Annotated in this window: 17 protein-coding genes; 4 read left to right on the plus strand and 13 right to left on the minus strand. The window is 71.4% G+C overall.

Annotated features, from left to right (window positions below; translation table 11 throughout):
* Positions 1-3: 3 nt before the first annotated feature.
* Together LY625_RS06315 and LY625_RS06320 are read right to left on the minus strand one after the other, a co-directional pair.
* Positions 4-1,800, minus strand: coding sequence for a DUF4153 domain-containing protein (locus LY625_RS06315; RefSeq protein ID WP_233738368.1), 1,797 nt, complete (start codon positions 1,798-1,800; stop codon positions 4-6).
* On the minus strand, positions 1,784-2,122 hold the full coding sequence (locus LY625_RS06320) for a P-II family nitrogen regulator (protein ID WP_233738369.1): 339 nt from the start codon (positions 2,120-2,122) through the stop codon (positions 1,784-1,786). The genes LY625_RS06315 and LY625_RS06320 overlap by 17 nt, the downstream gene beginning before the upstream one ends.
* Before the next feature lie 171 nt (positions 2,123-2,293).
* Here LY625_RS06320 and LY625_RS06325 point away from each other — a divergent pair, with 171 nt between their 5' ends.
* Together LY625_RS06325 and LY625_RS06330 are read left to right on the plus strand one after the other, a co-directional pair.
* Complete coding sequence (locus LY625_RS06325; RefSeq protein ID WP_233738370.1) at positions 2,294-2,590, plus strand: accessory factor UbiK family protein; 297 nt, start codon at positions 2,294-2,296, stop codon at positions 2,588-2,590.
* 9 nt (positions 2,591-2,599) lie between these two features.
* On the plus strand, positions 2,600-4,129 hold the full coding sequence (locus tag LY625_RS06330; protein ID WP_233738371.1) for a YifB family Mg chelatase-like AAA ATPase: 1,530 nt from the start codon (positions 2,600-2,602) through the stop codon (positions 4,127-4,129).
* A 17-nt stretch (positions 4,130-4,146) separates the two neighbouring features.
* On the opposite strand, the gene LY625_RS06335 is transcribed toward LY625_RS06330, so the two are convergent.
* Entirely contained in the window at positions 4,147-5,331 is a 1,185-nt protein-coding gene (locus LY625_RS06335) for a putative peptide maturation dehydrogenase (protein ID WP_233738372.1), read from the minus strand.
* A gap of 212 nt (positions 5,332-5,543) precedes the next feature.
* Here LY625_RS06335 and LY625_RS06340 point away from each other — a divergent pair, with 212 nt between their 5' ends.
* Positions 5,544-5,891: an NHLP-related RiPP peptide gene (locus tag LY625_RS06340; protein ID WP_233738373.1), complete on the plus strand. Its 348-nt coding sequence runs from the start codon at positions 5,544-5,546 to the stop codon at positions 5,889-5,891.
* On the opposite strand, the gene LY625_RS06345 is transcribed toward LY625_RS06340, so the two are convergent.
* The 5 genes from LY625_RS06345 to arfB all read right to left on the minus strand — a co-directional run bounded on the left by LY625_RS06345 (position 5,846) and on the right by arfB (position 12,144).
* A complete protein-coding gene (locus LY625_RS06345; RefSeq protein WP_233738374.1) occupies positions 5,846-8,485 on the minus strand; it encodes a putative peptide modification system cyclase in 2,640 nt (879 codons plus the stop codon). The genes LY625_RS06340 and LY625_RS06345 overlap by 46 nt on opposite strands.
* A gap of 7 nt (positions 8,486-8,492) precedes the next feature.
* Entirely contained in the window at positions 8,493-9,563 is a 1,071-nt protein-coding gene (locus tag LY625_RS06350) for a GGDEF domain-containing protein (protein ID WP_233738375.1), read from the minus strand.
* 100 nt (positions 9,564-9,663) lie between these two features.
* Complete coding sequence (locus LY625_RS06355; RefSeq protein ID WP_233738376.1) at positions 9,664-11,031, minus strand: glycosyltransferase family A protein; 1,368 nt, start codon at positions 11,029-11,031, stop codon at positions 9,664-9,666.
* 63 nt (positions 11,032-11,094) lie between these two features.
* On the minus strand, positions 11,095-11,712 hold the full coding sequence (locus LY625_RS06360; RefSeq protein WP_233738377.1) for a lysophospholipid acyltransferase family protein: 618 nt from the start codon (positions 11,710-11,712) through the stop codon (positions 11,095-11,097).
* An 18-nt stretch (positions 11,713-11,730) separates the two neighbouring features.
* Positions 11,731-12,144 carry an alternative ribosome rescue aminoacyl-tRNA hydrolase ArfB gene (gene arfB / locus LY625_RS06365; protein WP_233738378.1) on the minus strand — a complete coding sequence of 138 codons (414 nt, stop codon included), beginning with the start codon at positions 12,142-12,144 and terminating at the stop codon, positions 11,731-11,733.
* Positions 12,145-12,243: 99 nt separating this feature from the next.
* On the opposite strand from arfB, the gene LY625_RS06370 reads away from it, so the two are divergent.
* Positions 12,244-12,756, plus strand: coding sequence for a DUF2059 domain-containing protein (locus tag LY625_RS06370; protein WP_233738379.1), 513 nt, complete (start codon positions 12,244-12,246; stop codon positions 12,754-12,756).
* 7 nt (positions 12,757-12,763) lie between these two features.
* Here the strand turns inward: LY625_RS06370 and LY625_RS06375 are convergent, their stop codons facing one another.
* Genes LY625_RS06375 through oleC form a run of 5 tightly spaced genes read right to left on the minus strand, consistent with a single transcriptional unit; the run spans position 12,764 to position 18,527 of the window.
* The gene (locus LY625_RS06375; RefSeq protein WP_233738380.1) at positions 12,764-13,531 is read right to left on the minus strand and encodes a pseudouridine synthase; all 768 of its coding nucleotides are present in this window, start codon (positions 13,529-13,531) and stop codon (positions 12,764-12,766) included.
* On the minus strand, positions 13,528-15,201 hold the full coding sequence (ubiB, locus tag LY625_RS06380) for a ubiquinone biosynthesis regulatory protein kinase UbiB (protein ID WP_233738381.1): 1,674 nt from the start codon (positions 15,199-15,201) through the stop codon (positions 13,528-13,530). Before ubiB ends, LY625_RS06375 begins: the two co-directional genes overlap by 4 nt.
* Complete coding sequence (locus LY625_RS06385) at positions 15,198-15,839, minus strand: SCP2 sterol-binding domain-containing protein (protein WP_233738382.1); 642 nt, start codon at positions 15,837-15,839, stop codon at positions 15,198-15,200. Before LY625_RS06385 ends, ubiB begins: the two co-directional genes overlap by 4 nt.
* Before the next feature lie 10 nt (positions 15,840-15,849).
* Complete coding sequence (gene oleD, locus LY625_RS06390) at positions 15,850-16,869, minus strand: 2-alkyl-3-oxoalkanoate reductase (RefSeq protein WP_233738383.1); 1,020 nt, start codon at positions 16,867-16,869, stop codon at positions 15,850-15,852.
* Positions 16,866-18,527 (minus strand): olefin beta-lactone synthetase, encoded by a 1,662-nt coding sequence (gene oleC / locus LY625_RS06395; RefSeq protein ID WP_233738384.1) that lies wholly within the window; start codon positions 18,525-18,527, stop codon positions 16,866-16,868. The genes oleD and oleC overlap by 4 nt, the downstream gene beginning before the upstream one ends.
* Between the last annotated feature and the right edge of the window lie 8 nt (positions 18,528-18,535).

The following is an 18,535-nucleotide window of genomic DNA, read 5'->3' on the forward strand; positions in this document are numbered from 1 at the left end:
ACCTCAGGGCGACGGCGCGTCCACCGGGACGCGCTGTCCGCCGACCTCCAGGTCCGGCCAGCGGCGCGGCAGCACCCCGACCTCGCCGCGGCGCAGGGCCGCCTGCACCTCGCCCTCCTCGCCCGGGGCGACCACCAGCGCGGCGACATCGACCCAGCTGCCGTCCTGCCGCGCGTGCAACCGGCAGTGCCCGGCGGCCCAGCCGGCGCCCAGGTTGCACAGCAGCATGTCGATGGCACCGTCGCCATCCAGGTCGCGGGCGATGGCGATGCAATCACTGCCCGGCTGCAGGCAGGCGATCGAATCCAGTCCCGCATCGCCAAGCAGTGCCGGCCACCAGTCTTCGGGCACCGCGCCCGAAGTCCTCACCAGGTCACGCGCCTGCGCGACATCGTCGATCGTGGCGCCGGCCTCGCGGCCCCAGGGCAGGTAGCGGTACTGGCGCTGCAGCGCGCGGTCGATCCGCTCCAGCAGCGCCGCATCGGCCTGCACCCGCGGTGCGTCCTTCAGCTCGGAGAGGGCCCGGTAACCCGCGCGTCCGGACAGGAAGCGCAGGTAGTCGACGTCGAAGGCCCCGGCATCGGTCCTGCCGTCCAGCAGGCGCTGCACCTGGCTGTGCGCGGCGATCCGTTGCGGATCCAGCACCGGCGAGTTGGCCAGCAGCACCAGTGCCACGCCCAGCAGCGCCGCAGTGACGTTCACCGGTTCCAGCCGGGCCAGCCACGGCCCGCGCCGCGACAGCGCCGCCCAGGCGTAGCCGAAGGCATGCACGCAAAGCACGCAGGCGGCCAGCACGCCCCACAGCCGGTCCACGCTCCAGCCGTACTGGCTGATGCGCAGGCCGAGTGCCACCAGCGCCAGCACCGCGAACACCGGCAGTACCACCAGCCCCGCCAGGGCCAGCAGGCGCAGGGCACGCGGGTACGGTGGCGGCTCGTCGCCGTCCTGGTACACGGCATTGGCGAACACCACCATCGCCAGCACCAGCGACATCAGCACCGTGGCCGCCGAGCGGGTCCCCCACAACGGCGCCAGGCCGGTGAACGGCAGGGTCGCGACGAACAGCAGCGCGATCGCCGCCAGCAGCGGAAACAACCCGGTGAAGATCGCGAACAGCAGGCGCCGCAGCACGCGTACCGGCTTCGACTGGCTGCGCCCGACCAGCACGCCCAGACCGACGATCACCCCGGTACCCAGGTAGACGAACGGGCGGGAGGTGAACAGGTCGGCGAAGAACCCGACCCCGATCAGCTTGAACAGCCCGCCCCACAGGCCCAGCACCGCCCAGCACAGCCCGGTGAATACCGCAGCCACCACCAGCGTCAGCGCGTTCTGCCAGGCATGGGCGAACAGCTCCGGGTACGGCGCGCACCAGCGGCCGTGTTCCTGCCGGCATTGCAGGAACGGGCCGGCGACGAACAGCGCGGCCGCCATGCCCGCCGCGAACGGGGTCAGGATGCGGTTCGGCTCCAGCCCCGGCGCCCCGGTGGCCGCGTGTGCCGCCCAGGCCGACAACGCCAGGTAGACCACGGCGATGAGCGCGGCGTGCTGCCAGAAACGCGCCTCGTCCAGCCGTCGCACCGACAGCGCCATCGCGGTCGGCACCGACAGCACCAGGGTGTACCAGCACACCCGCGGCCCCAGGGTGTCGAGCAGCGGCCAGCCCTGCTCGCCGCCCAGGTGCACCAGCCACAGCGCCAGGCCCTGCAGCAGGGCCAGCAGGACGATGAAGGCGCGGACCTGCGGCTCCAGCCGCAGCGCGGCGTCGTCCGCGGCCGGCGGCTCAGAGCGCGTCGGCATCCAACTCGCCGGTGCGGATGCGCACCACCCGCTCCAGGTCCCAGACGAACACCTTGCCGTCGCCGATCTTGCCGGTGCCGGCGGCCTTCATGACCGCCTCGACCACGGTGTCGAGCTGGTCGTCGGTGACCGCGACCTCGAGCTTGATCTTGGGCAGGAAGTCGACCACGTACTCGGCGCCGCGGTAGAGCTCGGTATGGCCCTTCTGGCGGCCGAAGCCCTTGACCTCGGTCGCGGTGATGCCGGTCACCCCCGCCTCGGCCAGCGCTTCGCGTACGTCGTCGAGCTTGAACGGCTTGATCACCGCCATGACCATCTTCATCGGCTGTCTCCGGCGCTGTCCTGCGACCGGGCGAGGATACGCCAGCCCCGTCGCGCTGCGCTAAAGTGGCGCCACCGGAGTCGGACAATCCCGACCCGCCGGCAGGGCACCCGCCGATGGCGCGGGGCCACCGCGCGGGCGAGGCTGTGCCCCACACCGGAGGAGCCCCAGATGATCGACCTTGCCCACATCGACGACCTCGCCCGGCGCCTGTCCGCGCTGGTCCCGCCCGGCCTGCGCGAGGGCCGCGAGGAAATGCAGCAGAACTTCAAGGCGGTGCTGCAGTCCGGCCTGTCGAAGCTGGACCTGGTGACGCGGGAGGAATTCGAGGTGCAGCGCGCGGTGCTGGCCCGCACCCGCGACAAGCTCGAGTTGCTGGAGCGCCAGGTGGCCGAACTGGAGGCGCGCCAGTCCGGCGCCACGCCGCCCCCCGGCGCCGTGGCGGGCAGCGATATCCCGCGCCACTGATCCACCTCCATGAACCTGGCACTCGTGCACAGCCGTGCGCGGGTGGGCGTGCGCGCACCGGAAGTGCGCGTGGAGGTCCACCTGGCCGGCGGGCTGCCGTCGATGTCGATCGTCGGATTGCCGCAGGCGGCGGTCCGCGAAGCCAAGGACCGGGTGCGCGCGGCGATCCAGTGCGCACAGCTGGAGTTCCCGGCACGGCGGATCACCGTCAACCTGGCCCCGGCCGACCTGCCCAAGGGTGGCGGGCGTTTCGACCTGCCGATCGCGCTCGGCATCCTCGCCGCGAGCGGGCAGATACCGCTGCAGGCGCTGGAGGAGTGCGAGTTCGTCGGTGAGCTCGCACTGACAGGGCAGCTGCGCGAAATCGATGGCGTGCTGCCGGTGGCGTTGGCCAGTGCGGCGTCCGGGCGGCGGCTGGTGGTGCCGGCCGGAAACGGTGCCGAGGCGGCGCTGGCCGGCACTGCAGGGGTCAGCGTGGCGCGCACGCTGTCGGAGGTGTGCGCCGGCCTGGCCGGGCGCAGGCGCCTGCAACCGGCGCAGGCGCCGCAGACAGGGGCGCCGGCCGACGGTCCGGACATGCGTGACGTGCGCGGGCAACTGCATGCCCGGCGCGCCCTGGAGGTGGCCGCCGCCGGGGCGCACCACCTGTTGCTCGTCGGCCCTCCCGGTTGCGGCAAGACCCTGCTCGCCTCGCGCCTGCCCGGCCTGCTGCCGCCGGCCAGCGAGGCCGAGGCGCTGGAGACCGCCGCGGTGCAATCCCTGGCCGGCCGCGCCAGCGGCCGCGGTCTCGACCCGGCACGCTGGCGCCAACGGCCCTACCGCGCGCCGCACCATACCGCCAGCGCGGTCGCGCTGGCCGGCGGCGGCGGCGAGCCACGGCCCGGCGAGATCTCGCTGGCGCACAACGGCGTGCTGTTCCTGGACGAATTGCCCGAATGGGGCCGGCACGCCCTGGAGGTCCTGCGTGAGCCGCTCGAGGCCGGCCGGGTCACCGTGTCGCGCGCGGCGCGCAGTACCGAGTTCCCGGCCCGCTTCCAGCTGGTGGCGGCGATGAATCCCTGCCCCTGCGGGCTGGCAGGCGATCCCTCGGGCCGCTGCAGCTGCAGTCCCGACCAGGTGGCGCGCTACCGCGCGCGCATCTCCGGCCCGCTGCTCGACCGCATCGACCTGCACGTGGACGTGTCGCGCCTACCCCCGTCGGAGCTGCGCGCCGACGCGCCACCGGGCGAAGCCAGCGCGGCCATCCGGGCGCGGGTCTGCCGTGCCCGGGAACGCCAGCTCGAGCGCGGTGGCCGCCCCAACGGACTGCTGGAGGCAGGCGGGACCCACGCCGCCTGCGCGCTGTCGCCGGGCGACCAGCAGCTGCTTGAGCGCGCGGTCGAGCAACTGCAGCTTTCGGCACGCTCGATGCACCGGATCCTGCGGGTGGCCCGCACCATCGCCGACCTGGACGCCAGCACGCATATCGCGACCGCCCACCTGGCCGAGGCGATCGGCTACCGGCGCATGGACCGCAGGAGCGAGGCCCTGGCGGGCTGAACCGGCGGCGGCGGAACTCAGCCCGCCCGCGGCCCGGCCACCTCCCACACCTCTCCGGCCGGATCGAATTCGGCGGTTTCCATCCGTCCGGCACGCCAGCCGAAACCACATACCGCCAGCGGACTCTCCTCCAGTGGGTCCAGCCCGAACGCCTGCTCGATGTCGATCTCGTTGATCGCCGAGGTCACGAACGCGCCCAGCCCCAGCTCGGTGGCCGACAGGTACAGGGTCTGCGACAGGTGGCCGGCGTCCAGCACCAGCGCGCGGTAGGCCTTGGGATGGTGGCGGTACTTCCAGTAGCTGCGGGCGAACCGCGGCACCAGCGCCACCAGCACCGGCGCATCGGCGAACCAGTGCTGGCCCGACAGCGCGAGCAGCGCCAGTTCGTCGAGCGGCGCCGCCGGCGTGGGCAGCGGCTCCAGCGCGTGCTCCACCGGGTGGTAGTGGTACAGGCCGGGCGCCACGTCCTCGACGTTGCGCACCAGCAGGTAGGCACCGGTCGAATGCAGCCCGCCGCCGGAGGGACTGCCCTTCTTCAGGAACGTGGCGCCCGTGCCGGCATCCACGTGGGCACGGGCGCCGAACACCCGCTCCAGCATCGTGGCGAAACGTGCGTGGTCCAGCGGCCGCGCGGTATCGAAGTTGCGGCAGGTCGTGCGCCGGACCAGCAGGCGGTCGAAGTCGGCATCCGGCGTGCGCGGCAACGGCTGCCGTGCCGCCCCGGTCCGGGTGGCCGCCACGTGCGGCGGCGGAGGGCCGAAACGCGACTCCAGGCCCTCGACCGTCAGCAGTCCGGCACGCTCGCTTTCGCCGGCCCCGTCCACGCCCTGCCAGCGCCCGTGGCGATGCGCCACCGCCGACGGCGTCCACCAGCACAACTCGCGCAGCCGGGCATCGGCATCCGACAGGGTCGGATCGGCTGGAGCCTCTTCCAGCATCAGGCCTTCCGCGACCAGGCGCGGCACGGCGGCGGCCAGATCGTCGGGCAGCACGCCGGGCTCCAGCCAATCCGAAGGACTGGCCCGGCCGAGCAGCTCGCGTTCGGCGGCATCGACCTCCACCGGCGCATCCAGGTGCCCGGCCAGCGCAAGCCAGCGCAGCGTGCGAAGCAGCCCGTTGCCGCCGGCCAGCAGGTCCTCCAGCGCGAAGCGCATTTCCTCGCGCGGCTCCAGCAGCAGGACCGCGCATCGACGTATCCGCATGTTGCCCGTCCCCCTTGTGTCCGGCACGTCAGCCACGGCTGCATTATGCTCGGCCCAACCGCGCGCCCGTGCGGCCGACCTGGGGAGGGGAGCCGGCCTACGCGGTGCCGGATCGACAGCTCCATTGAAGTGGCCGACTGACGGGCGCACTCACGTTGTAGCCTGATCATGTGATCCGCCTCGAGGCGGCGGCAAGTACAAGGGGGAAGGGAATGACTGAAAAACGACTGGACCGGTCCGCTCACGAGAGGCTCGCGCCGGAGGTGGCGGACCGACTGCTGGATCTTCTTTCAAGCGACGACGGCTTTCGCGAGCGGTTCCAGAGTGATCCCGCCGCCGCGCTTCGCGAAGCCGGGCATCCGTCTTCAACAACTGAAGGATCAGGGCGACCTGAAAAAGGGCAGCCGTACTACTGCATGACGTCACAGGTGCTCGCCAGCAAGGACGAGTTCAGCCGATCGCGCGAAGTACTAAAGGACTATCTCACGCGTCGCACTGACCACGCCGTGATCTATTACTTCGAAGCCGGGAAGATCGAGGCAATCCTGCGCTCCAAGTGATCTGGCAGGCGGTCACGTGGCCAGGCTGCAAGGAACGCGTTCAGCGCCAACGCCTGCCCCGTGCTGTTGTCCGCGGCCGCGTGTATTTCGGCCAAGTCCAGCAGCGCCAAGCGTGTGTCCATCACATTGAGTGATTGAAGGACCTGCGATGCATTTGCCTCGGCGAATGCACGACCGCGGTTGGCAGCGAGCCACCGCGCGTGCTCTTCTGCCTCGGGCAACCGGCCGGATGCTCGCAAAGCGGAGAGCATGGCCACTCGCGTCTGGACCAACTCCGTGCCGTCCAGTGCTGCGTCCAGTAACTGGACAGCCAGATCGGGCCTGCCAATCAACTCTTGCTCACCAGCCTCGACCAGCAGCGCAATGTCGTCTACAACAGTGCCTGCCAAGCGTTCCCGCAAGGGACGCAGCTCTTCCATTGCGAGGCGCGCAGGCTCCGTGTGTCCCGCGCGCTGCGCCAACCAAGCCGCTGCCATCAGCATCGAAGCGTCCCGAACTTCTTGCCCGCGGGTCGTCCTCAGCTGGTCAGCCATCCGTCTGACCAGACTCCGGGCGTACTCCGCATCGAATGCTTCAGGAGAAACCACCAGCAAGCTGCCCGCTTCAATCAATGCGAACTGCGTGGCGAGCTCTTCGACCGCAAGCCCGCGCTCAATTGCCTTACGCATTGTTGGCCAATCCGCCGTGTCTGCTGCAAACGCTGCCCGGTCGATTTCACGAATGGTGTCATTCACTCCATGTCCTGACGCAGGGATCCCATCGATTACCTGGTACGCAGCTGCATGTTGGCCAAGCACTGCCTGCGTCCATGCGAGTCGCCGCGAGGAGGTTCCAGGCTGCATCGCTTCCGCTGCATGGAACCGTTCCTGCGCATCCCGTATACGCCCCTTTACGAGGTGAATACGCCCGACCCGGTCGTGGGCAAAGAACTGCAGCGGGGCAGCCGGAGCGCCTGAGGCCTCGACGTACGGCAGCGCGTCGTCAAATGCATTGAGTTGAAACAAATGCCACCCTGCATTTGCCTGCCCTGCGTGGTAATCCGGATACATTGAAGCGAGCGTCTTCCATCGCAGCAATGCCAGGCCGGGATCCACCATCTCGGCTTCCCAAGCATCCAGATATAACCGCTCCCGCGGCGGCATCCGGTCACGCCGCGCCAGCGCGGCATCCAGATGCGGCAGGGCGGACGGCCGGTCGCTCAGCGCAACATGCACCTGGCTGATCGCCAGGTGCGCCAAGGCAAACTCACGGTCGATCGCCAGCGCAGCCTCGTACAAGGCGATGGCATCGCGCCATTCACCCTTGGCGAACGCCTCCTTCCCCTGCGCATAGGCCTTCAGTGCATCGAGGCTGGACGTGCTCACCTCGGGCAGCGGCGCATGGTCGCGCTCGATGTTCGCGACCGCTTCCCCCAGCCGGGCGCGCAGTGACGTGGTCACTTGGTCAATCGAGTCCAGCGCCGCCCCCGGGCTACGCGCGTCGGCGAACTCGGTGTAGACGGTGGTCTGGGTGCCCGGCTCTATGACTTCGGCGCTGACGCGCAAGCGGCCACTGACGTCGGCCACGGTGGGCAGGATCACCGCACGGGCACCGCTGCGCAGGGCGACCTCCGAGGCAGTCGCACGGTCCAGCGCCGCGCCCGGCTGCAACTGCATCCGCGCGATGGTGTCCCGCACCTTCATGTCCCCCAGCACGTTCACATGCCGCGACTGCTCCAGGCTCACCCGGAAGGCGAGCGCAAGCGAGTCGTCCAGCAGCGGTTCGCCGGTGAGGTTGCGCACGTCGGCCAGCACCACCCAGTCGCGCTCGCTGAAGGCGATCGCCGGTTGTGGCCGGCCGAGGAACCACATCGCCCCCACCACCACCGACAGCAGGGCCACCTGGGCGACCAGCGCCGCCGGCCGCCGCCACAGCGGCAGGTCGCGCCAGGCCTTGGGGCCGCGGATGGGCATGCGCAGCGGGGCAATGCCCGGTTCGCCGACCTCGATCACTTCCTGGGCTTCCGGCACGCCCTTGAACCGCCAGCGGCCCCAGGACTTCCAGGCCAGGTGCTGGCCACGTTCGCCCAACTCGCGCGCGGCGCGGTGGGCAAGTGGCTCGGCCACCGCCGAGAGCAGGATCTGCCCGGGCCGGGCGAGCCCCATCAGTCGCGCGGCCATCGGCTTGGCCAGGCCTTCCACCTCCAGCGGCTTGGCACCCACGCGCACCGCCTCTTCGCTGTTGCGCCAGGTGAGCACTTCGCCCACGTGCAGTCCGGTGCGGGACTTGAGTTCCGCCTGGTGCGGGGCGCCGACCTCGCGCAACCCGCGCGCATAGTCCAGCGCGAATCCCAGTCCGTCGATCGGCCGCTCGAACAGCAGCAGCATGCCGTCGGAACGGTCGATCAGGCGCCCGTGCCAACGCTGCTGCAGCTGCAGTACCAGGCGGTCGTGGGCGCGGAACAGCTCGGCGGCGGCGCCGTCGCCGAGCTTCTCGACCAGTTCGGTGGAATCGACCAGGTCGGTCAGCAGGATGGTCCGCAACTGCGGCGGGGTCCGCACGGCGGCGGGGGGCGGCGTGGCCTCTGTGTTCGCGGTCTGGTCGATGACGCCCATGCAGACCTCAGCCCGATCCGGTCCCGGCATCCTGCCACTCCACCCGGCCACCGCCAAGGCGCTTGGCCCGGTACAGGGCGGTATCGGCCAGGGCGTACCAGTCGCCCCATTCCCCGCCCTGCGCCAGCAGGCTGGCCCCGACGCTGAGCGCGCACATGCGGGGCGGCAGCTGCGGGATGGTGGTCAGGCTGCGCGCGGTCTCGACGATGAAACGGGCGTAGCGGATGGCCTCCGCGCGGCCGTCGGCCTTGACCAACAGGGCGAACTCGTCGCCACCCAGGCGGCAGGCGAGGTCGCCGGCGCCGGCCACCGAGCTGAGGATGCTGGCCACGCCCTGCAGCACGCGGTCGCCGGCGAGGTGGCCGTGTTCGTCATTGATCTGCTTGAAGCCATCGCAGTCGATCAGCAGCAGGCCCAGGCCCTGCGTGGCGCCATTACGCTGGCGTTCCTGCAGGTGGGCCAGCAGTCCGCGCCGGTTGTACAGGCCGGTCAGCTCGTCGCGCAGCATCAGCGCCTCGGCCTGGCTGAGCTGGTGGCTGGTCGTGCGCAGGCTGTCCAGTGCGCCCTCGAGCTCGGCGTTGCGCCGACGCAGGCGGCGGATCAGCCCCTGCTCGTTGAGCACCACGCGGGCGATCGCCCGGCGCAGGAAATGGGCGACCACCCCGGGTCGCGACTCGACCAGGCGCTGGAATTCCTCGTGGCGGATCTCCAGCAGCTCGCCATCGGCGAGCGCACGCGCCTCGGCGCTGCGCGCGTGGTCTCCGATCAGCAGGCCGAGCTCACCAAAGAACTCGCGCGGGCCCAGCGACTTGCCAACCAGGTCCTGGCCGAAATCGAGCTCCACCCGCCCGCTGGTGATCACGTACATCGTGGTCCCCAGATCGCCGCGGCAGAACAGCACCTCGCCCGCGCGCATCGTCCGCGGCCGGGCGACCGTGGCAAACAACGCGTACTCGGCGTCCGACAGTTCCGGCTCTCCCGGGTCCCCGGGGGACAGCGGGTTGCCTGTATCGGCAGGAGGCTGCGGCGGCTGCGGGTCGACGCCCGCGCGCGCAGCAAGTGCTGTAATGCCCTTCACGCCGGATCCACATGCCTCGGGAACGGCAGCATAGTCTGCCAGACAGGAGTACGCAGTCGACGCGGGTGACCGGCCGCGGGGAAACCCGCGCAACTCCGTCTCAGCCTTGCCGCGCCGAGGCGCCGCGTGAGCGGCCCGGCGGCCGCGGGCGGCGCCAGCGGAAGCGCCGGTCCAGCCAGATCCCGCTGGCCACCCGCAACAGGGCCACGGGAGCGACCAGCGCCACACCCCATCGCAGCGGCGTCGCGACCGCGGCGTGGAGCAACGCGGCACGGCGGGTACCGGGCGCCGCGACCCTGTCCGTCAGCACACCGGCGACCACCGCTTCGCCAAGCGCCAGCAGGCCCAGTGACGGCCACCGGCCAAGGAGCACGAGCACCCAGGCCAGCACCGGCACCGCGACGGCAAGGACCGTCCATGCCAGCAGCCAGCGCCCCAGGGGCCGGCCCTGCAGGCGGGTGATCCGTTCGCCGAAGGGTTCGCGGAACGCATCCTCGATGACCCGCCGCTCGGCGGCGTGCGGGTGCCCGCCTGCGCCGGCGGGCCAGATCCGCCGCCAGGCGCGCAGCGGGCTGCGCAACAGCGGGTCGAACCAGTAGCCCGCCTGCAGCCACCCGACCATGCACGACCAGGCCAGCCGCGGCAGGCGCGACAGCGGCGGTGGCTGCATCCGGGCGGTGACACCGTCCACCCGCACCGCACGGTAGCCCTCGGTGGCGAAGGCACGAGCGATCACCTGCTCCGGCCACGCTCCGAGGTCATCGCCGCGGACCGGCTCGACCCGGTCGAACAGGTCCTGCAGGTAGCGACGCCGGTAAGCCACCGCCCCGCCGGCCGGCAGGGCGATGCCACCGCAGGCGCGCATGGTGGCGCGATCGGACACTTCCAGCCCCAGGCGGGCGACATGCGCCAGCATCGCCGCGGCCAGCCAGGCCTGCAGTCGCCCCAGCCGGCCGCGGGCGGCGAGTGGATCACGATAGACATCGCCGGCGGCCCAGCGGACGAACGGCGCCAGGTGCTCGAGTTGCCGGCGCCGGGCGGGCCACAGCACGGCAGCCCGGCCGCAGGCCGAGGCCACCGCGACCGTTCCGTCCAGGGCGTCCAGGCAGGCCTGCAGGTAGTCCGGGGACTCGAGCACGGTGCAGGGCGACAGCACCAGGAGCACGTCGGCGCCGGACTCGCGGGACTGGCGCTTCAGGGTGGCGACATGGCCGATCGACCAGCGCCGGGCGATGCCGGTCAGCTCCACCCCGTTGGCCCGCGCGAACTCGTGCGCCAGGTTGAGGGCGTGGTCGCGTCTGGCACCGCCATCGTCGACCAGCACCAGGCGTTGCGGCTTCACCGTCTGCTGCAGCAGCGCCGAGAGGCAATGGATGATCGTGGCGTGGTCGCCCGGGCGCAGCGGCACGACCACGTCAAAGGTGGTCCGTTGCGCATCCCCGGCGCGTGCCCTGCCCCGCTCGTCCACCGCCGCCTCCGCCGTTCCCTCCAACGGATCACGCAATAGCCATGCCAAGCCGGGCACGCAGGCTCAGGCGTCGCGGTTCCGCCCCCTGGAAACCTGCCGGTACCAGTGCCTGATCGCGGCGATTTCGCCGTCCATGTCCTCGCCGGTGTGGATCGGCGGGGCGACCACGATGCGCCGGTCCCGGTAATGGAAATAGACCGGCACGATCGGCACCCCGGCGCCGTGGGCGATCTTCCAGAAACCGGTTTTCCAGCGTTCCACCGGCTTGCGCGTGCCTTCCGGCGCCAGGCCGAACCACAGCCGGTCGGACTGCCGGATCATCGCCACCGCCTGGTCGACCACGCCATGCGCGGCGCTGCGGTCGACCGGAATCACCCCCAGCGCCCGGACCAGCCAGCCGACCACGGGTACCCGGAACAGCGAGTCCTTGCCCAGGATCCGCATGTCCAGCCCCAATGCCAGCTTCGCCGCGAAACCCCACACCCCGTCCCAGTTGGAGGTGTGCGGCGCGCCGATCAGCACCGCGCGCGGCAGGTCGGGAAACTCGCCGGCCACTTTCCAGCCGCCGAGCCTCAATACGGCCCGGCCGACGCCGCGGGTAAAACGGTTTTCCGGCACCCGCGGAACGCGGGGCGGCAGCGTCGGCACCACCCCGGTGCCGGGCGTCTTGTGTTCCTGCATAGGCTGGTGCCCCCCTTGTCAGTCCCAGTCGCGCACCGTGCGCTGGCGCTTGAGGTTACCCCGCTGCTGTTTGGTTTCCAGCCGCCGCTCACGCGAGCCGCGGGTGGGCCGGGTGGCAATGCGCCGCGGCGGGGCCTCGCGCCCGGCCTCGATGAAAGCGGCCAGTCGCTCGCGCGCGTCCTGCCGGTTGCGCTCCTGGGTACGGAAGCGCTGGGCATTGATCACCAGCACGCCCTCGGTGGTGACCCGGCGGTCGCGCCGCGACAGCAGCCGCTCGCGGACCGGCTCGGGCAGCGAAGGGGACTGGGCGATGTCGAAGCGCAGCTCGACCGCGGTCGAGACCTTGTTGACGTTCTGCCCGCCCGGGCCCGCCGCGCGCACGAAACGCTCGGTGATCTCGGATTCGGGGATTTCGATCGGCTGTCCAACCATCGGTGCGATTGTAGGCACCCGGCCGGCCCGGCGAGTTGACGGTTGCCCCCCGCGGCCGCACCCTCGTCCGCGGGGATCGCCACAGAAGGAACTACACCAATGAGGGGATTGGGTTTGCTACTTGCCGGCGCACTGGCGCTGGGCGCTGCCACTTCCGCCCACGCGGCGGAACCCGCCGCGGCCGACGTCGACCGGCTGATGGATGCCATGCGCATGCAACAGTCGCTGGACGCGATGTGGCCGCAGATCGGTGCCATGCAGGCGCGGATGATCGACCAGCTGTATGAGGGGGAGCCCGACGCAGAGGCGGAGGCCGAATTCCGGGCTGCCGCCGAGCGCAGCACCGCACGGCTGCGGGACGCCATGTCCTGGGACAAGGTTCGGCCGTTATATCGCGAGATCTACCAGCAGACCTTCGATGCCGCGGACGTGCAGGCGATGACCGAGTTCTATGCCAGCCCGACCGGCCAACGCGTGCTCGACAAAACCCCGCAGCTGATGGCCAACACCATGGCCGCGGCGCAGCAGCTGATGATGCCGCTGTTGCAGGAGATGGAGCGCGACCTGCAGGCAACGGCCGCCGCACTGGAGGAGGGCGACCGGGCGCCGTAAGCCGCGCTCACGGAGCTGCGCGGGGCGTCGGCGACCACGGCCCCGGCCCGAACGGACCGAGCGCCCTGTCGAAGGCACCGTCCGGCGGGGCCTCCACCACCAGCGTGCGGTCATCGCGAGGGTGCTCGAACCTGAGCGCCCGCGCATGCAGCAGCATCCGGTGCACGCCGATCATGCGGAAGGCGCGGTTGTGCCGCCCATCGCCGTGGCTGGTGTCCCCGATGAGATGGTGGGAGGCGTGCTTGAGGTGCCGGCGGATCTGGCGGAAACGCCCGGTCAATGGCTGCGCTTCCAGCAGCGCGTAGCGAGAGGTGTCGAAGCCGGTGCAAGGCCAGTCGCACTCCGCCCGCGCCAGGACCCGGAAGCGGGTGACGGCGGACTTCTTTTCCGGCTTGCCCGGGCCGCCATCGAGTGGGTGGTCGACCTCAAAGGTGTCCTCCGCGGGCCAGCCGCGGCAGACCGCCCAATAACGCTTGTCCACCGTGCCGGCCATCAGCTGCCGGCCCAGCGCCGAGGCGGTGTCGCGGTCGAAGGCCAGCAGCAGGCAGCCACTGGTGGCTCGGTCCAACCGATGGACCAGGAACACCGGGCGGCCGAACTGACGGCGCAGGCGGTCGACCGCGAAGTCGGATTCGCCACGCGCCAGCGCGCTGTCATGGACCATCAGGCCGGCGGGCTTGTCGACTACGGCGAGCGATTCGTCCTGGTGGAGGACGGCCAGGGCAAGGGCGTCCGTGGATTCCCGCGTGCGCGGGAATGACGGTGATGGGCTCAACGCCGCAGCCAACCGGTCACCAGTGCCAACAACCCGGCCACGCCCGGGATCCAGGCTACCAGCGGAATCCCGAGCCAGGCAGGTCCACCTGCCTCCAGTCCGTGCAGTACCGCGGCGGTGACCAGCAGTCCCGCGCCGGCGACCACGCCCGCCAGCCGGCGGCGCGAGCGCTGCAACTCCACGGTGAGCGCCAGGATGTCGGCCGAGCGCATCGCCAGCTGGTGGCGGCCGTCGACCTGCTGCTGCAGCCACTGGTGCACCAGCTGCGGCATGTGCGGGGCCTGGGTGACCAGCTCCGGCAGGCGCTTGCGGATCTCGCCCAGCAGCCGGCGCGGGCTGTAGCGGCGGGCCAGGATGCGCCCGAGCACCGGGCGGGCCACCGCCCAGATGTCGATCTGCGGATCCAGCTGCCGGCCAACGCCCTCGATGTTGAGCAGGGTCTTCTGCAGCAGGATCAGCTGCGGCTGCAGGGTCAGCTGGTAGCGGCGGGCGGTGCTGAACAGCTTGGCCAGCACTTCGGCCAGCGAGATCTCACTCAGCGGTCGGGTGAAGTACGGCTCGCACACTGCGCGCACCGCGGCTTCCAGCTCGTCGACCCGCACGGTGGCGGGCATCCAGCCGGCGGCCACGTGCAGCTCGGCGATGCGGCGGTAGTCGCGGTTGAAGATCGCCATGAAATTCTCCGCCAGGTAGTACTGGTCCTGGTCGGAGAGCTGGCCGACGATGCCGAAGTCCAGCGCGATGAAACGCGGGTTGCTGCGTCGCGCCGGGTCGATGTCGACCCAGATGTTGCCGGCGTGGGCGTCGGCATGGAAGAAGTTGTCGCGGAACACCTGGGTGTAGAACACCCGCACGCCCTTGGCCGCCAGTGCCTTGCGGTCGACCCCGGCGGCGTCCAGCGCGGCGATGTCGTCGGACGGGATGCCGTGCACGCGCTCCAGGGTCAGCACCTGTTCGGCGGTGTGGCTCCAGATCACCTCGGGCACGTACAGGTCGTCGCTGCCGGCCCAGAAGCGGCGCAGCACGCTAGCGTTGGCGCCCTCGCGCTGCAGGTCGAGCTCGGCGGTCAGGGTCGACTCGATCTCCGCCACCACCTCGCGCGGACGGATCTTGTCGGCACTGGGGTGGGTGCGCTCGACCACTGACGCCAGGGACTTCAGCAACCTGATGTCGGCTTGGATCTGCTGCCGGATGCCAGGGCGCAGGACCTTGACCACCACCTCGCGCGGGGCGCCGCCAGCGGCAGCCGGCAGCGTGGCCGCGTGCACCTGGGCGACCGAGGCCGAGGCCAGCGGGGTGGTGTCGAAGCTGGCAAAGGCCTCGGCGACCGGCCGCCCCAGCGCCTGCTCGACGCGCTGCCGGGCAAGCGCGCCATCGAACGGCGCCACCTCGTCCTGCAGCTTCGCCAGTTCGTCACCCAGGTCCAGCGGGACCAGGTCGCGGCGGGTGGACAGGATCTGGCCGAACTTGACGAAGATCGGCCCCAGCTCCTGCAGCGCCAGGCGCAGCCGGACGCCACGCGGCTGGTCCAGCAGCCCCGCCGGGGCGGAAGGCGCGAACGGCCGGACCAGTCCCAGCCAGCGGCGCGCCGGGGTGCCGTCCAGCAGGTCCTCGAGCCGGTACCTGAGCAGCACCCCGCCGATCCGCCAGGCACGCAATGCGGCCCTCACCGGCGGCTCCCCGGGTGCAGGCGCGAGATCCGGGCGGCCAGCCGCCCGACGTCGTCATGCAGCACGTCGACGTCGTCGTTGAAGGCCTCCAGCTCGGCGCGCGCGACCACGTCACGCGATTCCTCGGTCAGGAACTCGGCGGTGCTGGCGGCCAGCGCGGCGCCGGTCTCGCGGGCCTGGCGCAGCGCCGCGCGCACGCCATTGGCCACCTGCACGCCCAGCACGTCGCCGAATACCTCGGTGAATGGCAGGTCCCAGTCCGGGTCGAAGCGGTCGGCCAGCTTGCGCAGCCGGCGGGCGAGTTCGGCATCGCCCTCGATGCGCAGTTCGCCGACCGGCGCGGCGTCGTCGCGGCGCAGCATCGGCAACTGGCCGAGCAGGCCGGCCAGGGTGCCACGCACCGACAGGTCGGCCGGAGCATCGGCAGGCGGCCCGACCCGCAGCCGCTCGCCATCGACGCTCACCTGCAGCGCCAGCGGCGGGCGCGCCAGGTGCAATGCGACGGCCCGGCCGTCAAGCCCCTTGAGGCTGGCACGGGTGTCGGGATCGAGCGCGAGCGCACGGTTGAGCGCCAGTTCCAGCGCGCGGCCGGCGATCGGCTTGAGCATGCCCAGCGGCGAGGGTCGGGTATCGGCCATGCGGGGCATTCTAAGCGTGCGCGGCGGCCCGGCCGCCGCCATCGAGCCACGCCTGGCGCAGCCGTGCCACGCCTTCGTCGAAACCAACCTGCGGCACATAGCCGAAGTCACGCCGTGCCGGCCCCATGTCGTACCAGTGGGTGGTCACCAGTTGTTCGGCGAGGAAGCGCGTCATCGGCGGCTCGCCCTTCAGCGGCAGCAGCGTCCACACCGCCTCGCATGCCGCGCCGAGCCGGTACGCCAGCCTGAAGGAGATGCTGCGCGTCACCTGGGGTGCGTCGACCGCGGCCAGCAGCGCATTCATCGTCGCGCGCATCGTCCTGGGCTCGCCGTTGCTGATGAAGTACGCCTGCCCGGCGCAGCGTGCGCCGGCGGCCAAGGCCTCGAAAGCATCGAAGTGCGCCTGGGCGGCGTTGTCGATGTAGGTGGTGTCGACCCGGTTTTCGCCGTCGCCGACCAGCCGCAGCCGGCCCTGGCGGGCGCGCTCGGCCAGCCGCGGCAGCAACTGGTTGTCGCCCGGTCCCCAGATCAGGCGCGGGCGCAGGGCGACGGTGGCCAGCGCGGCGCTGTTGGCCGCGAGCACGAGCTTCTCGGCCTCCAGCTTGGTGGCCGCGTAGGGCGCCTTGAGGTCGTCGCCATAGGGCACCTCGTGTGCACCGCGGCCTTCGACCGGGTGGGTGGCGCGATGGGTGACGCTGGGGGTGGAGGTGTAGACCAGCCGGCCGATGCGGTGATCGTGGCAGGCCTCCAGCACGTGGCGGGTGCCCACCACGTTGGCCCGGTGGTAATCGCGGTACGGCCCCCAGGCGCCAGCCTTGGCGGCGTTGTGGAAGACCGCATCGCAGCCCTGGGCGGCGGCGAACAGGGCGTCGCGGTTGGCCAGGTCGCCACGGACCTGGGCCACGCCCATCGCGGCCAGCGCCGGGTACTCGCCGCGGTTGAAGCTGACCACCTGGTGGCCGCGTGCGCGCAGGCCGCGGCACAGTGCCTGTCCCAGGAACCCGCCGCCGCCGGTGACCAGGATCTTCACGGCGATTCCTCCAGCTTGCGCGCCGCCCAGGAGGCCAGCTGCTCCCGGCCGATCTTGGCGTTGTGGCGGATGTCGACCGGGAAACCCGGATGCAGGAGCACCCGCTCGATCCCGCTGGTGTGCGTGTGTGCCGCGCCCAGGGCGCGCAGCTCGCCGGCGACGATCGGCCAGTCATTCTCGGGCACGTCCGGCCTGAGTTCCACGCACAGCACCGGCTGCTTCGCACCGGCGATGCCAACCCCCACCAGGGCAGTGCGCAGCACCTTGGAATGGGTGTTGAACACCGGTTCGACCTGCTCGGTGTACAGCGTCCCCGCGGCGCTCTGCACCCGCTGCGTCTTGCGGCCGCAGAACCACAGCCGCCCGCTGTCATCCAGGTAGCCCACGTCGCCCATGCGGTGGACAACGCGCGTGCGCCCGTCGGGCAGCGTCTCGGTGATCTTGGCGGCGCGGGTCTGCGCCTCGCGGTTGAAATAGGTGTCGGTGGCGGTGGGTCCGGCGACGGTGATCTCGCCGACCTGCCCGGCCGGCAGCACCGTGACGTCGTCCCAGTGCCCGAGCGCGGCATCGGTGATGGCGATGATCCGCACCTCGCCCGGCGCGACCGGGCGGCCGACACAGGTGCCGGCACCGTGTTCGGTCGCCTCCCGGGTCGATTGCAGCTCACGGCCTTCGATGATCGACACCGGCAGGCACTCGGTGGCGCCGTACGGCGTCCAGAAACCCGCCTCGTCCGGCAGCAGCCCACGCAGGCGGGCGACCGTGTCCGCCGGCACCGGAGCACCGGCCGACATCACCCGCCTGACCGTCGGCAGCGGCTCGCCGTGCCGCGCCAGCACCGCCATCAGCGCCGGCGAGCCGAACAGCTGGTCGACACCGAAGCGGCGGATCGCATCATGCAGCTTGCGCGCATCGGCTTTGGCTGGCCGCGTGGGGTCCATGTCCGGGATCACCGACGTGGTCCCCAGAGCCGGGTCGAACAGGGCGAACGGCGGGAAGGTCGGCAGGTTCACCCCGCCCGGGCGGATATCAAAGGCCTCGCGCAGCATCTCCACCTGGGCGAGGAAGTGGCGATGCCGGTACACCACGCCCTTGGGCACCCCGGTCGAGCCGCTGGTGAACAGGATCGCCGCGACCTCGTCGGGGGCGGTATCCGCCAGCTGTGGTCCGGCCCCTGCCCCGGCGGCCTCCACCCGGGCCAGGGTGACCCCGGCAAGGAGGGCGCGCCGCCCAGTGGTCACCAGCACCCTGGCCGAACGTGCCCAGCCCAGCAGCCGCCGCGCCAGGTGCGCCAGCGGGATGCCGACGAAGGCGTCCGCCTCCGCCTCGGCCAGGCACTGGCGCAGGGCGCGCTTGTCGATGCCCGGATCCACCAGCACCGGCACCGCGCCGGCCTTGAACAGCGCGAACATCAGCAGGAAGAACTCCGGCGACGGCCGGACCATCACCACCGTGCGGGTGCCCCGGGTGATCCCGTGCCGCGCCAGGCCAGCCGCGATCGCGTCGCTGCGGGTATCGAGCTCGCGATAGCTGAGGGTGACGTCGTAACGCGCCAGGCCATCGCGCCCGCGGCTGCCGGGACAATGCATCGCGATCGCATCCGGCTGCAGCGCCGCCAGCCGCGGCAGGGCCGCGGCGATGTTGCACGGTTCGGTCATGGCGCCAA

The sequence above is a fragment of the Lysobacter sp. GX 14042 genome, assembly GCF_021390425.1.
Taxonomy (GTDB): domain Bacteria; phylum Pseudomonadota; class Gammaproteobacteria; order Xanthomonadales; family Xanthomonadaceae; genus Novilysobacter.

Coding starts and splice junctions, on each gene's coding strand:
- LY625_RS06315 (WP_233738368.1), bottom strand. CDS start 1,800: ATGCCGACGCGCTCTGAGCCGCCGGCCGCGGACGACGCCGCGCTGCGG.
- LY625_RS06320 (WP_233738369.1), bottom strand. CDS start 2,122: ATGAAGATGGTCATGGCGGTGATCAAGCCGTTCAAGCTCGACGACGTA.
- LY625_RS06325 (WP_233738370.1), top strand. CDS start 2,294: ATGATCGACCTTGCCCACATCGACGACCTCGCCCGGCGCCTGTCCGCG.
- LY625_RS06330 (WP_233738371.1), top strand. CDS start 2,600: ATGAACCTGGCACTCGTGCACAGCCGTGCGCGGGTGGGCGTGCGCGCA.
- LY625_RS06335 (WP_233738372.1), bottom strand. CDS start 5,331: ATGCGGATACGTCGATGCGCGGTCCTGCTGCTGGAGCCGCGCGAGGAA.
- LY625_RS06340 (WP_233738373.1), top strand. CDS start 5,544: ATGACTGAAAAACGACTGGACCGGTCCGCTCACGAGAGGCTCGCGCCG.
- LY625_RS06345 (WP_233738374.1), bottom strand. CDS start 8,485: ATGGGCGTCATCGACCAGACCGCGAACACAGAGGCCACGCCGCCCCCC.
- LY625_RS06360 (WP_233738377.1), bottom strand. CDS start 11,712: ATGCAGGAACACAAGACGCCCGGCACCGGGGTGGTGCCGACGCTGCCG.
- arfB (WP_233738378.1), bottom strand. CDS start 12,144: ATGGTTGGACAGCCGATCGAAATCCCCGAATCCGAGATCACCGAGCGT.
- LY625_RS06370 (WP_233738379.1), top strand. CDS start 12,244: ATGAGGGGATTGGGTTTGCTACTTGCCGGCGCACTGGCGCTGGGCGCT.
- LY625_RS06385 (WP_233738382.1), bottom strand. CDS start 15,839: ATGGCCGATACCCGACCCTCGCCGCTGGGCATGCTCAAGCCGATCGCC.
- oleC (WP_233738384.1), bottom strand. CDS start 18,527: ATGACCGAACCGTGCAACATCGCCGCGGCCCTGCCGCGGCTGGCGGCG.